Source organism: Enterobacter sp. 148H3 (assembly GCF_034107425.1).
Classification (GTDB): domain Bacteria; phylum Pseudomonadota; class Gammaproteobacteria; order Enterobacterales; family Enterobacteriaceae; genus Enterobacter; species Enterobacter vonholyi.
Map to the genome: position 1 here is coordinate 1 of NZ_JAWNEI010000028.1, position 14689 is coordinate 14689.

Annotated in this window: 13 protein-coding genes and 2 pseudogenes; 7 read left to right on the forward strand and 8 right to left on the reverse strand. The window is 47.9% G+C overall.

All coding sequences use genetic code 11. The features are described from left to right. A partial coding sequence (locus USH94_RS21950) for a fimbria/pilus outer membrane usher protein (protein ID WP_146749062.1) occupies nt 1-889 on the forward strand: 889 nt, incomplete at its 5' end. A gap of 166 nt (nt 890-1055) precedes the next feature. Beyond that, nucleotides 1056-1436 (forward strand): DUF4354 family protein, encoded by a 381-nt coding sequence (locus USH94_RS21955; protein WP_111966204.1) that lies wholly within the window; start codon nt 1056-1058, stop codon nt 1434-1436. An 89-nt stretch (nt 1437-1525) separates the two neighbouring features. On the opposite strand, the gene USH94_RS21960 is transcribed toward USH94_RS21955, so the two are convergent. Further along, nucleotides 1526-2661 (reverse strand): IS3 family transposase gene (locus USH94_RS21960; RefSeq protein ID WP_320731336.1). Its coding sequence is split into 2 segments (ribosomal slippage): nt 1526-2415 and nt 2415-2661, totalling 1137 coding nucleotides; the frame shifts between segments, so codons are not numbered across the junction. Nucleotides 2662-2722: 61 nt separating this feature from the next. On the opposite strand from USH94_RS21960, the pseudogene USH94_RS21965 reads away from it, so the two are divergent. The 3 genes and pseudogenes from USH94_RS21965 to USH94_RS21975 all read left to right on the forward strand — a co-directional run. Continuing rightward, nucleotides 2723-2883 (forward strand): annotated as a pseudogene (locus USH94_RS21965) (VapC toxin family PIN domain ribonuclease); the annotation flags it as partial. 825 nt (nt 2884-3708) lie between these two features. Next, nucleotides 3709-4077, forward strand: a pseudogene (locus USH94_RS22580) (hypothetical protein). Nucleotides 4078-4466: 389 nt separating this feature from the next. Beyond that, nucleotides 4467-5159: a fimbria/pilus periplasmic chaperone gene (locus USH94_RS21975; RefSeq protein WP_111966203.1), complete on the forward strand. Its 693-nt coding sequence runs from the start codon at nt 4467-4469 to the stop codon at nt 5157-5159. Nucleotides 5160-5332: 173 nt separating this feature from the next. On the opposite strand, the gene USH94_RS21980 is transcribed toward USH94_RS21975, so the two are convergent. Beyond that, nucleotides 5333-5575 (reverse strand): hypothetical protein, encoded by a 243-nt coding sequence (locus USH94_RS21980; protein WP_064786160.1) that lies wholly within the window; start codon nt 5573-5575, stop codon nt 5333-5335. Between the two features lie 429 nt (nt 5576-6004). Here USH94_RS21980 and USH94_RS21985 point away from each other — a divergent pair, with 429 nt between their 5' ends. Continuing rightward, entirely contained in the window at nt 6005-6460 is a 456-nt protein-coding gene (locus USH94_RS21985; protein ID WP_111966202.1) for an SgcJ/EcaC family oxidoreductase, read from the forward strand. A gap of 978 nt (nt 6461-7438) precedes the next feature. Then, complete coding sequence (locus tag USH94_RS21990; RefSeq protein WP_248163000.1) at nt 7439-7846, forward strand: DUF4354 family protein; 408 nt, start codon at nt 7439-7441, stop codon at nt 7844-7846. Between the two features lie 460 nt (nt 7847-8306). Here the strand turns inward: USH94_RS21990 and USH94_RS21995 are convergent, their stop codons facing one another. The 6 genes from USH94_RS21995 to USH94_RS22020 all read right to left on the reverse strand — a co-directional run. Further along, complete coding sequence (locus USH94_RS21995; RefSeq protein ID WP_111966176.1) at nt 8307-9017, reverse strand: fimbria/pilus periplasmic chaperone; 711 nt, start codon at nt 9015-9017, stop codon at nt 8307-8309. Further along, a complete protein-coding gene (gene ecpD, locus USH94_RS22000; RefSeq protein ID WP_258525081.1) occupies nt 8986-10599 on the reverse strand; it encodes a fimbrial adhesin EcpD in 1614 nt (537 codons plus the stop codon). The genes USH94_RS21995 and ecpD overlap by 32 nt, the downstream gene beginning before the upstream one ends. Nucleotides 10600-10618: 19 nt before the next feature. Next, nucleotides 10619-13144 (reverse strand): fimbrial biogenesis outer membrane usher protein, encoded by a 2526-nt coding sequence (locus USH94_RS22005; protein ID WP_111966178.1) that lies wholly within the window; start codon nt 13142-13144, stop codon nt 10619-10621. 25 nt (nt 13145-13169) lie between these two features. Continuing rightward, complete coding sequence (locus USH94_RS22010; protein WP_111966179.1) at nt 13170-13838, reverse strand: hypothetical protein; 669 nt, start codon at nt 13836-13838, stop codon at nt 13170-13172. A gap of 66 nt (nt 13839-13904) precedes the next feature. Next, nucleotides 13905-14492, reverse strand: a complete 588-nt coding sequence (gene ecpA / locus USH94_RS22015) for a common pilus major fimbrillin subunit EcpA (protein ID WP_111966180.1) — start codon at nt 14490-14492, stop codon at nt 13905-13907. A 70-nt stretch (nt 14493-14562) separates the two neighbouring features. After that, nucleotides 14563-14689 (reverse strand): helix-turn-helix transcriptional regulator (locus tag USH94_RS22020; RefSeq protein WP_146749057.1); only part of this gene is annotated, 127 nt, incomplete at its 5' end.

The window sequence follows — 14689 nt, forward strand, 5'->3', positions numbered from 1 at the left end:
ATATAGTACTGGTTATACTCTAAGCCAATCTACAGGAAACACAAAAGACGATCATCAGTTTTCTTTTAATATTCAAGTTCCATTAAGTGATTTTTTACCAAGTAGTTGGGCAAGCTATAGCATGTCCAGTGGTTCTAATGGAAAAACATCGCATCGTGCAGGTGTAAGCGGGACGTTGCTCCAGGAAAATAATTTGAATTATAGTATCTACCAAAATTACATCACTCAGGGCGAAGGGTATGGTACGGATATGTACGCAACCTATAGAGGTAGCTATGGTACAGTCAACGGTGGGTATAGCAATGGCCAAGGTTCTCGACATGTTAATTATGGTCTGCAGGGTAGCATTGTAGCACATCCATATGGTATTACTTTTGGTCAATCATTGGGTGAAAGTATGGCGTTAGTCAAAGCTAGAGGAGCAAAAGGAATAAAGGTTGTTAACAGTCCAGGGGTTCATACAGACTGGCGCGGTTATGCTATTGTTCCTTACTTATCTGCATATCAAATTAATAGGATTGGTCTTGATACTCAGTCGATGGGTTCTGACGTTGATGTAAAGGAAAATATTACAAGCGTTATACCAACTAAAGGATCATTAGTGCTTGCTAATTATCATACACGAATTGGCTCGCGGGTCTTGTTTAAATTTAATAGTAAAGGTATAGCTGTTCCTTTTGGCGCCACTGTATCACTTTCTCAAGACGACGATACTAGTAATACAAGCATTGTTGGTAATGACGGGGAAGTATATCTAAGTGGTGTTCCTGAAACTGGAAAACTAATTGCTAGGTGGGGCAGGAACTCTTATGAGCAATGCTCAGCTAACTTCAATCTCAATAAGAAAGATGATTCAGCTGTTAAAGAACTATCTGTGGCTTGCTATTAAACTTTATCGGGTCTAAAGCTATTTAATAGGTATGATTGATTGTGGAACTTATAGCTTTTAAATTAATCGTTGCACTTCGATTTTTTTTGTTAACAGGATTCTGCATCTTGCATAATCTTGCATACGTGCAGTTATCCAGATAACTAACACACAAAGAGGAATTGATATGAATTTTTTTGTACTACTTGCATCGCTATCTTTAGCCGGTTTTTGCTTTGCAGCAAACGCCTCAAATCCTAATAACATTGCCGTATACGCCACTGAACAATCACAGGGTTCTATATCAATTGGTGATAAAACTGCATACGCAAAAACCTTTGAGGTTTCCTTAGCAAAATTATCAGGTGACAATGTCGATTTATCAAAGCTTTGTCTAGTGGCTTATTCTCCAGACAAGAAAGAATATAAACTCGACACTGTTGATGAGGTTTTGACCTCTGGCTCTCTGAAGGAAGGTAAACCGGTAAAGGGAATTGCTATGTTTACTTCGGAGAATGATGATGTTCTTAAGGCCGCCTTGGTAAAAATTTCCTACAATTGTAATTGATCTGATAAAGCAGCCTTCGGGTTGCTTTATGAATTTTTATATTTGCTAAATTAGTGGACTGACCCCACGCCCGTAGACAAATTCTGTCCTCACGATGAGGCCTGTTCGAAGGCCTCCGGACTGACGCCGCCGAGGTGGCTGTGGCGCCGGGCCCGATTGTAGAACACTTTAATGTAATCGAAGATATCGGCCCGGGCCAGATCCCGGGTTTTATAGATGCGTTTTCTGATCCGCTCTTTTTTCAGCGAACTGAAGAACGATTCGGCCACCGCATTATCCTGGCAGTTGCCACGCCTGCTCATGCCCGGGGCCAGGTTATTAGCCCGGCAGAAGCGCTGCCAGTCGTCACTGCCGTACTGGCTGCCCTGATCGCTATGTACGATAACCTCACCGTCCGGTTTTCGACGCCAGACGGCCATCATCAGCGCGTCGAGAGACAGTTCGAGAGAGTGTGTGGGCTTCATCGACCAGCCAACCACGTTACGGGCGAAGAGGTCGATAACCACCGCCAGATACAGCCAGCCCTGCCAGGTGCGGATGTAAGTGATGTCTGTAACCCAGACCTGACTGGCCCGGACAACAGTAAACTGCCGCTGCACGCGATTAGGGGCAACCACTGAAGGTCGGCCTGCGATACGACGCGGCGCTTTATAGCCGCGCACGGCTTTGATCCGGTTTTGTTGCATAATACGACCCACCCGGTTTTTGCCGCAGGTCTCCCCGATTTCGTTCAGGTCGCCATGAACCCGCCGGTAACCGTATACGCCTCCGCTCAGGGAATATGAGTCGCGGATAAGCATCAGCAGACGCTGGTTATCTTTATCACGCGCCGAGACCGGGTTGTGCAGCCACGCGTAGAACCCGGCCCGGGCGACATTCAGTACCCGACACATCGTCATCACACCCCATACAGTGCGGTGTTCATTGATAAAGCGGTACTTCAGTCGGGCTCCCTTGCAAAGTACCGCGCGGCCTTTTTCAGGATATCCCGTTCTTCTTCGGTGCGTTTTAGCTGCGCCCGGAGTTTCAGGATCTCGCTTTTGGCTTCCAGTAAATCCCGGGCATGCTGTTCGCTGTTATCAGGTTTGATAGCCCGTAGCCACTTGTAGAGGCTGTGTGCAGAAACGCCCAGACGGTCGGATACTTCAGCAACGGAATAACCGCGTTCTGTTATCTGACGGACGGCATCTTCCTTAAATTCAGGTGTAAATAGTGGTGTGCCCATACGCTCCTCCTGTGCTCAAACTATAGGGCAGGATCGTCTACCGGGGCGGGGTCAGTCCAATATGCTCGACACCAACATCTTCTCGTTCATCATGCGCGGGCAGTCTGAAGCGGTACTGAAGTGCCTGAAGCAGCGGTGCTGCGCGGCCACCGTATCGTGGTCTCGGCCATCACCTACTCCAAGATGTGTTTCGGTGCTACTTGCCCAAAGGCCTCGCCACGTGCAGCTGGTTGACGCGTTCTAACAGACAGGCTGTACTTTCTGGCTGGAAGAGTATGCAACGATTTTGATATGTAAACGGAAGGGCAATTTTAAATGGAAAAAAAGACGAGGGACTCTACAGGCGACATCACATCCCTCGACAAAGATTCTCAACTGATTTTTAACAGATGAGAACGGGATGGAGAATTTAGGATTTTGCTGTATAAAACGCAACGGCAAAATGTAAAATTTTAGTTAAATGGCTGCAATTTAATCTATAGTTGTTGCCGTATTTCGGTTTGATCCCTCAGTTGATTACCTGGTAAATTATGGCAATGGTGAATCCCCCTATGCGGTGGGGCGTTCCAGTCAACTGCTGTCTGCAGGTATGCGCGCGGCTTTACTGACCAGGGGTAAAGTCACCGGGAGGCACCCGGCACCATGACAATAACTACAACCAGTTTGAAATTCCTTGAGAGCCTGCCGTAAAACGCAGGCCTTTTTTTATGTTTTTTTGCAAACTGCTGCTAAGCTTTGGGTTGTGGGAAGTAACTGAATGCCTGACGGTTATCCATAACCGATAGTGAATCAGCCGATACAGCTTAATTCCTGTGCATGGTCTTACTCACACCTACCTTACAAATAGTCAACTCATTAGCCTGCCGTCAAAAGCGGGCTTTTTTTCTTGATAAAGTACCCGCATAGAGTGGGGTTAGAGCATGTATCGAACGGAAAAAAATAACCCCTGGCATCATGCCGTCGAAGAGTTGCGCAAGGTGAAAAATATCCAAAGGTAAAACTCAGCGCAACTGTGCTGGCGCTAACAGCGAAAACGACGATCTGCTAATGGATAACTTTTGCAGGGGCTGGTGATCGCCGCCAGGCATTCAACTCCAATCGATTCAGTCAGATTGCAGAGCATGCCAACAGGCTTAACTTCATGGACGATACCAGCACCGAAGATACCGTAATTGAATACCGGGAGATTCTCCGCCGTGAAAATAACTGTTATTTTCCTGTCCACGTTGACATTGCTGGTGTGCTGTTTGAATACGCTGACCGTTTATGTTCCAGCACAATGCACACCTATGCCGATTGACATGACGCAGCGGATGATAGTTCCTTCGCCTCCTTATCACAAGTCTTCGCTGGATTAAGCCGCTGCTAGCTGTGATTGAGAAGTGCAACAACCTGGCTGGCATACGCCAGATGTAGCTGGATAGAAAGTACGAAGGGTGGCTCGTTCTTGAGCACACGGGTATTTCTGAACGACGGCTTTAACTGACATAGCAAAGCACCCTTAAATTATAGAAAAGACGTATCTTTTAACAAGCGAAGCGCAGCTTTTTAACTAATTTCCGCAGTGCGGTATGCATAATCTCATTTTCAATAGTTCTTAAAATTCACATTCCCGAGTTAACCCTACCCGTTTTTTAGTCCTTAATGATTTAGCTCCTCGCTGGGAATGTAAAGGTATGAGCGGATGTAGAATATGATTTGAAATCCCTTTGAGCACTTTAATATACAGTTACGGGGTTAGTTGAGTGATAGAGGCCACAAAGTGCAAGTGCAGATTATGGTCAGCTTTCAGTAGAGGGATAGAAATGAAGTTTTTACCCGCCTTTTTGATTATTTTTGCGTTTCTGCCCGTTGCTCGGGCGGTGGTTAACGTTGAGGGAACCCGAGTAATTATTCATCAGGGCGAACGTTCGGCATCGCTCACGCTCTCTAATTCAGAGAAACAGCCCACGATGGTCCAAATCTGGAGTGATAATTTCGATCCCCTCACGCCGCCTGAAAAAACGACCACGCCGCTTATTGCAGTTCCTTCGGTATTTAGTATGAAACCAGGTGAAGTTCGTGTGGTGCAACTTATGCTGACGTCTACAGGAACTTTATCGAAAGATAAAGAGTCACTATTCTGGCTGAATGTTTACCAAATCCCATCTAATACCGCTGCTGTATCTGGGGTCAGGCAAGTAGTGTTGCCACTGCGTCTGAGGATGAAAGTCTTTATTCGTCCGGACGGGGTAGATGATCCGGTAGAGCAAGATGGTAATAAACTTCGCTTTATTTTACAGTCAACCAAAAATGGAGAACGAATGTTAGTCACAAATCCCACGCCGTGGCATATGACTTTGACAAATATGAGTTTTATGAGGTCTGGCCTCGGAGGTATAATGGTGGCACCGGCGTCGAATGTTAGCATTCCTGTTGAACCAGGAAAGGGAACGCGACCGTTCAAGTACGAACTTATTAACGACCTGGGCACCCGCTGGGTGTACAGTGTGAGATAGCAAATAATTCACACTTAATGACACAGTCAACTGTGCTGAAGATAGCTAATCATTGCATATATCCTCCGGTTCTCATGTAGTCACGATATATTTGATAATTAATACTGCGCGCAAAGCGCGCAGCTATGATAAATAAAGATCAGCGTAAATGAGTCTCAGCTGGGTATTATTTTTTAATCCGGAAGACCAAGGCCCTTTAATCCCATTTGCTTAATGACTCGCAAGTTTTGCTCGTGAAAACGGGTATCACTCTGGTCTTTTTCCTGCCGTCTGTCGGCTTTCTCAACCAGGTAGCAGGTATCTTTACTTATACCTTTTGCCTCACAGTTTTTTAATCGTTCTTCTTCTGTTGTCATCATTGAACATCCTGCCAATAAAAAAATAAATCCAACCGAAAAAAGTGATAAACCTTTCATTTCCTTCCTTAAAATAAACGAGGTTGCCTATGGGGGAATACACGGTGTGGAATCCTATATTGTATTCCTGAGAGCATTATTCACTTTGTTAATGTACAGTCAATGTCATAATGCTGGTTCGTTTAGTAATTATTAATATTTATAGTGATTTTTTTTGAGAGTAATGTGGGAACTAAAACATTTAACCTATTATTTTAGGGGGTATTGCCTTGGTTGAGAAATTTTTGTTCGCTGAGTGCGGTTGGATATCTGTGCTATAAATCATTTTAAGAACACAACGAACAGCAGTTTGGGGTGCACATTTTTGCGTTTAATTCAACTGTTATCATTAAGTGTAAAATAAAGTAACGATAACTGTGTGTTATTGTTTTCAATTTATATGCTTGCTACTTTTTCATTTCAGGACTTAGATTTTAATAAAGGAAACATATGAAAAAGATGATCGGTATTATTGGTTCGTTAATGTTAATTTCTGGAACTGCAGGTGCAGTTACCCCTACAGCAACTTGTGTAAAGACAGACAATGCCGAAATAGAGGCGCTATTTGATCGCTGGAATGCTTCGCTAAAGACCGGTGATCCTCAGAAAGTGGCTGAAAACTACCTTTCCGATGCCGTATTATTACCAACAGTTTCAAACCAGGTACGCCTGACAGACGCAGAACGTGAGGATTACTTCAAACATTTCCTGGAAAAGAAACCCGTAGGACATATTGACAGTCGTACTATTCGTATTGGTTGCAATAAAGCCATTGATACCGGAACTTATACATTTACTTTTGCCGATAATTCAAAAGTTTCAGCCCGCTATACTTTCACTTACGCCTGGACCGGTGACGAGTGGAAAATTTCATCGCATCATTCTTCCGCTATGCCTGAGTCCTAATGTTGAACGTGTGGTGGCCGAGAGGCTACCACCATAAGAATGCACCCACCTCATGTTCAACCCTGCATAATCCCGTCACCATCCAGCCAAAGTTTATATATTGTTGAACTTTTTAGGTGATATTAGACTCCTAATACGATTAAACTATTCATGTCTTCGATGATGTAGCGAGGTGGGGCATAGCCATACCTGCTATCACTTTTTTGAAGACAGGTCAATATCATCATTTCCTGTTTTTTAATGTTTCCAGGAGGGGAAGGCTTTGAGTGGCGTTGTAATTAAAAAGAATGATAAAGGTAGCTCAATCTTGTTGGTTATATCAATACTGAATTTCGCGATTTGGTTAGTCACGGGCTGGATCTTTTTGCATAAAGATTTTGCTGAGTATGAAATAATAATCCCTATGATTATTTTGTTATTACATACAATAGTAGCACTAACCACGTTTGTTTTTGGCGCCTGTTGTTTAAGAAGGCGTAACAAGATTAAGGTATTGATTGCTATGTTTATTTCTTTATACTTGATCTCAATCGTTTTGAGCATAATCTATCAAAACTGGAGTTCAATTATAAACGTGTGAAGCTTGGTTTTGAATGTGTCGGGCTGTTTTTCTGGCGTGTGCACATTTACGGAGCGTGCTTGTCAAAACAGAAACCGTAACGTCCATTCTTATCTGAGCACTGACGTGAGCAAAAGAAGCGTTTAGCTCTCTTCTGGCATCCCAAAATTCGCTATCCGCGATCGCCCAAGCTCTTCTTTTGCTCGTTACAGTGTGTGCTGAGGATTGCTGAGGATTGCTGGCGATGCGGTACTATTGCATCTAAGTGAACGGCGGAATGGTTTACCGTTACATAGAATGAAAACCAATTGATGTAAACTACGTAGCAGAAGATAACGATTATTTAGTCTCTGTATACGTTGTTACATGTAATCTGGTGGTGCAATTAATATTCATTTTCTTATATAAGGATCTAATAAATGAAAAAACTAACTAAAGTTCTTCTCTCCTCGTTTGTTCTGTTCTCGTTTTCTTCATTGGCGGCCGAAGATTTACACAATAAATTGACTATCCAGGCTATTCCGTCTTCAGAGGGAACCGTTGTGGTTGAAGGGAAGCCAATGTACGAAAAAACGTTCAACGTTGTTGTGTACAGCAAAGCTAAAGAACCGATTGAATTAACTGGTTTTGTAGGCTGTTACAAAGCTTTTGATGAAAAAGGTAAGGAGTTCGATGCGAGAATGGTGCAGGCAGATCTGCTCGGAACTCTGAAGGCAGGAGCTAAAGAAGGTGAAATATCTTTCGTCAGCAACGATGCATCTGTCTACAATGCCAAATTTGTAAAATGGTCTTCCCGGTGCCCAAATCTGGCAGAACGTCCACAATAAATATGATCTGACCCCACACTTTCCTCACGATGATTGATTCTAAAGAAGATGGCGCTGGCTCATCGGTGTGGGTCTCTCAGCGCAAGGATGGACATCACCGTTTTGCATCGTCTAAGTCGTTTACGAATCCAGATATATTTCTCAAGATTTTGCGTGTAACGAGAGGCTCTAAGCCAGTATCGGCAGGCATTAAAATATTCACCACTACACTCGTAGAATGATGCCATTTCTATATATATTTCTTCTCTTTCCATTCCTGACCTGCGCATGGACTGTAATCAGCATGTTAGTGTCATGCTGGTTATCTCTCCGATATTTGATTTCCCGGTTGGCTTACGTCACTTAAATTAATCGGTGATAAAGAAAATGCTTCAGCCATACTGCAAGCCTTTCACGACGAGATTTGTTGGATGTTGCCGGTCGTGCCTTTTGGTTGGGACTCGCACCGGCATGATAGGGTTCAGTCCACAGGCCCGGGCTTGGCCTGGCAGGTATCACTGATCTTTATAAATTTGTCGTTATAGACAAGATAGTGATTTCCCGGCAGACGCAGCGCTGGCTGACGAACCACATCACCGGGACGCAGATACCACGCGTCACCCTCATCTTCGGTCGAATCACAACCGGGTTTGATCAGTAATTTAAACCAGGTATTACCGGTATTACTCACTGTTCCTGCTACCTTATCGAATGTCCATTGAAACTGAACCTGACGCGGTCGTACTACCAGAATGGTATCCATTACCACCACCGGCTCCATGCTGACCTCACCGCCAGCCGGACTTCGCATCGTCAGGTTGCGCGTGGGGATCTCGCGAAATGAAACCCGATAGTAGCGTTCGCGGTTATCTCGGGGGCCGTGATAATAAAATTTGAAATATTCACTTTCACCAGCCTGTAACGTGAGCTGTCGTGGGGCAAACAACAGTTCACCATCCGCAGGCCGGGAGCGCACTTCGCTCCCACCCGGGCGATCGATGGCGCTGATGGTGATGCGATACAGCCGCGCACTTTTGTTATTGTTCACTACTCGTTTACTGGCGAAATCCATCTCGGCCGGCAGGGAGAAGGTGAGGTTGCCGACCGAGATAGCCTGCGTCTGAGTGGCTGCCAGAAGGCAGACTAGGCTCAGCAGGGCCTTAGTTAATGTTACGCCACGTCGCCTGAACATGAATTTCTCCTGAAGCGCTGACTTCGCCAAACCAGCCGTTATCGTCCACCGTGCGCAGTGAAATGGGGTTATTCATCGGAATAGAAAATTTTACCGTCGTCTTATCCAGTTGCCCGACGTCCCCGGAGATATCGGTCCATGGCGTAGTGAGCCAAAGTGCTTCGGACATATCCCGCCAACTGTCATCGCACCCGGCATCGTAGGACTGCTCCGTTCCGTTGCGGGTAATGAATGAAAGCGTCGCCGGAAACGGCACTTTTGCCGTGCCGTCATCGGAGCTGAAGAGACAGTAGGAACGCCCACCAATCACCTGCGCCGGTCCGGTCACCTTAATGAGCACTTCGTCGGCGGCTGTTTTACCGCTGGTGGTGACTATGTAGCCGAAATCAAGTGCTGGTTCCTCGCTCCCGACAAATCCCTCTCGTGACGGAGAGGTTGTATATTCGTCGGAGACAATGCTGACGCTAAAATCACGTGGTTTGATAATCAGTGTATTGGAGGTGGAAAACTCATACCATCCCGACTCCGGCGAGGTGGTGTTCTGGAAGCGAAAATTGAACAGATCCTTGGTGTTGATATCGCTGATTCCGAGGTTCACCATCTGCTTAAAGAAGTTGCTTGAAAAGAAAACATAGACCGAATCGGCGCCTTTCATCTCATTAAAGTTATAAAAATAGGTGGTGTTGCTCACTGGCTTCCAGGAATTACCATTCAAACTGAATTGCATATCGTATATGCCTACGGCAGAGGCAAGCGACGAGTTAGCAATTGCCGGGAAAATACGAATCGAGGTGTTACTTAACCCATTAGTCTGCAGGGTGTAGCTCACCATTTTGCAGCTTAATCCCGATCGGCTGCCAATCGTTTGGGGCCGACAGTCGGCATTGCCCTCACCGAGGGTCGGTACGCCGTCACTGTTGATAAAGACCTCCGCAAGGGAATTGGTGTTGATCAACATCAGATTTGCGGCTTTAGTATGAGTGACGTTGCGCACAAACCAGTTGCCGGAGGCCTGATCCTTACAGCGCGCACCGCTGCTGGCGTCATAATTTACAGAGGTCTGACAGGCATTTATGGTCATCGTAAAGCTACCGCCGACCGGCATTTGTTGCAGATACTGATAGAACGCGTCAGACATCATGCCATGCATCCACTTTGCGTTTCCGCTGGTCACTGTCGCGCCATAAAATCCGCTGGCGTCGGTGGTTTGTGGCAGAATAAGGCTGGTGGCGATATCACAACCGGTATACCAATTGATGCAGCGAAGGCCGGTCAAAGGGTGCGACACTGGTGAGTTTTCCACCCACATATCAAACTTCCATCCAGCTGTCAGGGGGGTGTTGTAGCCATTATCGATATAGCCCAAGCTCACCTGATATATGCTTCCAGAGCCGTTATACTTCAGCCCCGTCCATCGGTTTGACCCGGTCATACGTGGATCCAGCGGGCCGCCGGGCGTGACAAAATAGTTATCATCCGAGTTGTTTTCCACGAAGACAAACTGCCTGTCCGGTGCATCTGGCCTGATGGTTTGGGTGACCGCGGCGTTCACCCGCGTGATACAAAGCGCCGCTGTGAACATGACTAAATATGCCAGCCATTTAGCTTTCATTTCCTTCTCCTGTCTGCTGCGTGCGGGCATAAGTGGAGAGACCGGTACAGACCACATCCCCAACCCAGACGGCACCACGCGCGTTGCTGAGCTCCAGCGCCACTTCGCAGGTCTTATTGCCCCCATAGTTGAAATCGATGGTGGGGTATTTCTTATCAACATCCATAACAAATTCGCCGTTTTCATCGGTTCGGGTCCGGCCTATATGATTATTAATCCGCGCGTTAGCCATTAGCGTGCCGTCTTCCGCGCGGATACGACCGGAGACAGTGACCATTTGTTTTACCTCTGGCTCAATCACTGCGACGTTGCCGGGATAGAGCGTCAGATGGCTCTTGCGGCCGCTGACGATGTCGTAGCTGTCGAGCGAGTTTTTACTGTTCTGTAGCTCCACCTCATACCTTCCATAGGGAGAGAGTGGCAGATAGTTACGCTTGCCGCTGAGTGCGTAAATTCGCCCGTTGACTTTGGCGCTTATCTCACCATCGTCATCCAGCCCGGTGTTGAGTATCACACCGGCATTACCGTCGGTGCGCCCGCTTGCGGCCAGGTTTTTGCCCTGCCAGCCAGCACTGCCGCTGGCCGTCAGGTTGGTATTCACGTAGCCATCCGCTGCACTGTTGACGTTTAAGGTTCCACTGGCGTAGCGGGCATCAAACTGGGCATAGGCGCCACCGCTGAGGGTCTTGTCATCCCCGGTATCCCCGGAAATAGCCCGCGACACATTGGCGCCGATGGTACGAATTGTTCCTTCATCAAACTGCTTGCGCGCCGACAGGTTAGCCATGGTGTAACCGTTCTGATGGGTCATCCCCGCACTGAACCAGTTACCCAGAGGCAGCGAGAGGTCAAGAGCAACATATTTCCCGGTATTAGTGTTGCTGCTGCCATTGTTAAAACGCTGGATCCCCGCCCGCAGGCCAAGAGATCCAAAGGTGCCACTGTAAACTGTCTGATAATAATCCGCGGTGTAGTAATGGCTGTTATAACGTCGGTCATCGTTGTAGCTGATAGTAAAGGTGCCCAAATTCGACCATAGTGCGTTGAGGTTGAGGGTTCCTCCAATAGCCCGGTTATCAGCATTGCTGCGCCGTAATTGATCGCCAATACGCGTTTTCTCCTGGTTAACCCAAAGCGAACTGAAGCCCCCGGGCAACGTGGCGCTGATGCTGCCAATGCTGCTCCATGAGCTATCGCTGGCCAGCATATTTTGCAGGTTAACGTTAACTGATTCAGTGAGCGGCAGTGTCACTCGGGTTTCGCCCACTGCCTGATTGTCATAACCATATCCGGTTGCAGCCCAACTCAACGTGTCGAGCGAGCCGGACGCCGAGACGCCGGCCAGCCAGCTCTCTTTTGCTGGCCGAGTCTTTTTCCCGCTCTCCGACCAGCGATCCATGTGAAAGCTGCCGCCCCATACCTGCCACGCCAGTGGCGATCCGACGCCGCGTCCCCGACTGAACAGCTTATTGACTCGCTGGGTGCGTTTACTGACTACGCGGCCGTTAACAATCACTTCCACTTCCACATCGTAAATACCGTACGGTAGTCCGCGGGTATCCACTTCATAGCTACCCATAGCGAAGTTCTGAACGCTAAGCAGTCGCCCGTCACGCAAAAGATGGACCTCTCCCGCCGCCGGTAAAAAAGCAACCACCGGCGTGGTCGACTGGCTGTTGTCGAAAACGGTGGAACTGGCCTGATTTCCCCAGGAAAGACCGTAAATCTTCCCGGCCGAAATGGCGGTCATCGGTCCCAGCGACTGCAGGTTCCATGTATCGAGCATTCCGCCCGCAAAACGGTGGCCTGCAAAATCGCGCTCATACATTGCCTTATATAATTCGCTGTCTTGTTGACCGCTGCCGATACCGTACAGTGAACCATCCAGCACTACATGGTGCTCCCGCAGAGCGCTGACGTTGTTCAATGACAGGTAACTAGAGGTATTGCTTTCACCATTGCGCATCTGGTTGTTATAGACGCCAAGGTTATAGGTCAGGTTGCTGCTAACGGCGTTCACGCTGGACTGGCCAATATCTTCGCTGCGCGAGCGCAGCACAGTACCCAGCGCCTCGCGTTTGACCACCAGCTGTAGCAGCAACTGGCGCAGACTGAGATCCAATTGCGCATTGTCTGTCAGGGTAATGGTGAGCGCTTCGCTGAAGGGGACGTTGGCGAGACGAGTCAGTTGCTGCCGGGTTTTCTCGCTTACGCTGGCGTTATCTTCTCTCTCCTCCAGCTGTATCTGTCTTATACGCAGCTGGCTACCATCCAGCCAGATAAAGGCACTGCCGATCCGCTGATCGTCCTGCGTACCCTGGCTACCAGCGAGATGAATATAGAGCGGGACGCTCATGCCGTCCTGCAACGCCTGACTGAAGGCCTGCGGAATCATCACGCCGCCAATCTGCTGCAAGCTGGAGTCAGCAGCGCTGGCATCAGGCTGAACGAACAAAAAGATCATGCTGAAGGCAAACCGTGTCTTCAGTTCTTGGGAAATCCGTCGTAGAGACATCGTCATTATCCATCTGCACAGCTGTCTATTTCACAGGAACAAACTGCTCACCCTGCCAAAGCGCAACACGTCCTTTTTTATCTGCAATATTCACACGCGTAAAACGACGTGATTTACCCGGCATCAGATAGTAATTTTCTTTACACTCCTTGCCGTCAGCAGCCCTTAGGCAGGGACCATAAGCCAGGATCCGCAGCGTTGCGTTTCCTGAGTTAGTTAACTCACCGTTGGCGTACTGAAAGCGGTAATTTACCTGACGGGGTGCCACGACCAGAATTGTTCCAATACGCGCAGAGGCGGTTGCTACCGCGCTGCGGTCGGCTTTATTACGCTGCAGGTCACTGAGGGCCTGATCAAACCAGACAATGCGGTAATAGCGTTCTTTGTCATCTGATGGACCTTTGTAGAAGAAACGGATCACATCGCTCGCCTGGGCGGGCAGCAGTAGGCTGGCAGGGGTGAGCAGTACTTCATCGGGTTTGTCCATAGGGATAACCTTTCCGTCATCCAGCGGTGAGGAAAGTCGTTCGAGATGAATATTGATCAGGCGTCCGTTGTCGGTACTGTTTTTGATAGTCTTGCTTAGTGAGCTACTGCTGCTGTTCATAAAGGAGGAGATATCGCCGACGTCCAGCGCCTGCGCTGGCGCGCCCCCGATGAGCAGCAGCCCGAGGGCCATAAGGAATTTTTTCATTACAATGCCGTCCGTGAAAAAAAGCAGGGGAGGGCCCCTGCTGGTGCATCAGGTGGGTCAGCCGGCTTAGCTGGTCCAGGTGGCGTCGAACTGTACGCTGACGTCGCCGCTCCAGATCCCTTCTGGCAGGGTGCTAAAATCGCTGACTGCGGTAGTCCCGTCGGTTGTGCCACTGACGATGGAGAAGGTGAATCCATCCTGCACGGTGGTACGGCCACTGGCGTTGTAACCATTAGCGAGCGCACTGAGGTTGCCGCCCAGTACTCCGTTTGCAGTATCGATCATTACGGTATCAGCAGCTTTTTCGACTGCCGCGCCGTTGTACTCAACGCCGACGTTAAGTGTGGAGCCGGAGGTATCTAACTGCGTTAAGGTATTAGTGATAAGACGCGAGGTCAGCTTAAAGTCGGTAGCCGTTGAGTCGCCCTCAATCGCCACGTCAAACAGACCCTTTTGCGAGTTGAAACCTTTGACACCTTCTGCATACTGGAACGCCAGGCTACCGAGGGGGGTCACCACAAGTTTGCTGGTCGTGTCCTTTTTGGCAGTCGCAGACCAGGTCGCTACAGCTTGAGCTGTTACGTCAGCCGCCTGTGCCACACCCATACCGGTAAACGCCGTTACCAGAGCTAATGCCAAGACCTTTTTTTTCATCGCTTTTTCATCCTGAGTTAAATTAAGGACATGATGTCCCGGTGAATCATCTTGAAATTGTTTCGGGCTGTTAAACTAATTTATATAATTTGGAGTACAGCTTTGCCTCAGCGTTACGCCGATGGGTATATACTGTCTTCACGCTACAATTTTCTATTCTGGCAATTGATTTAGGTTGCATGCCTTGAGCTGTCATA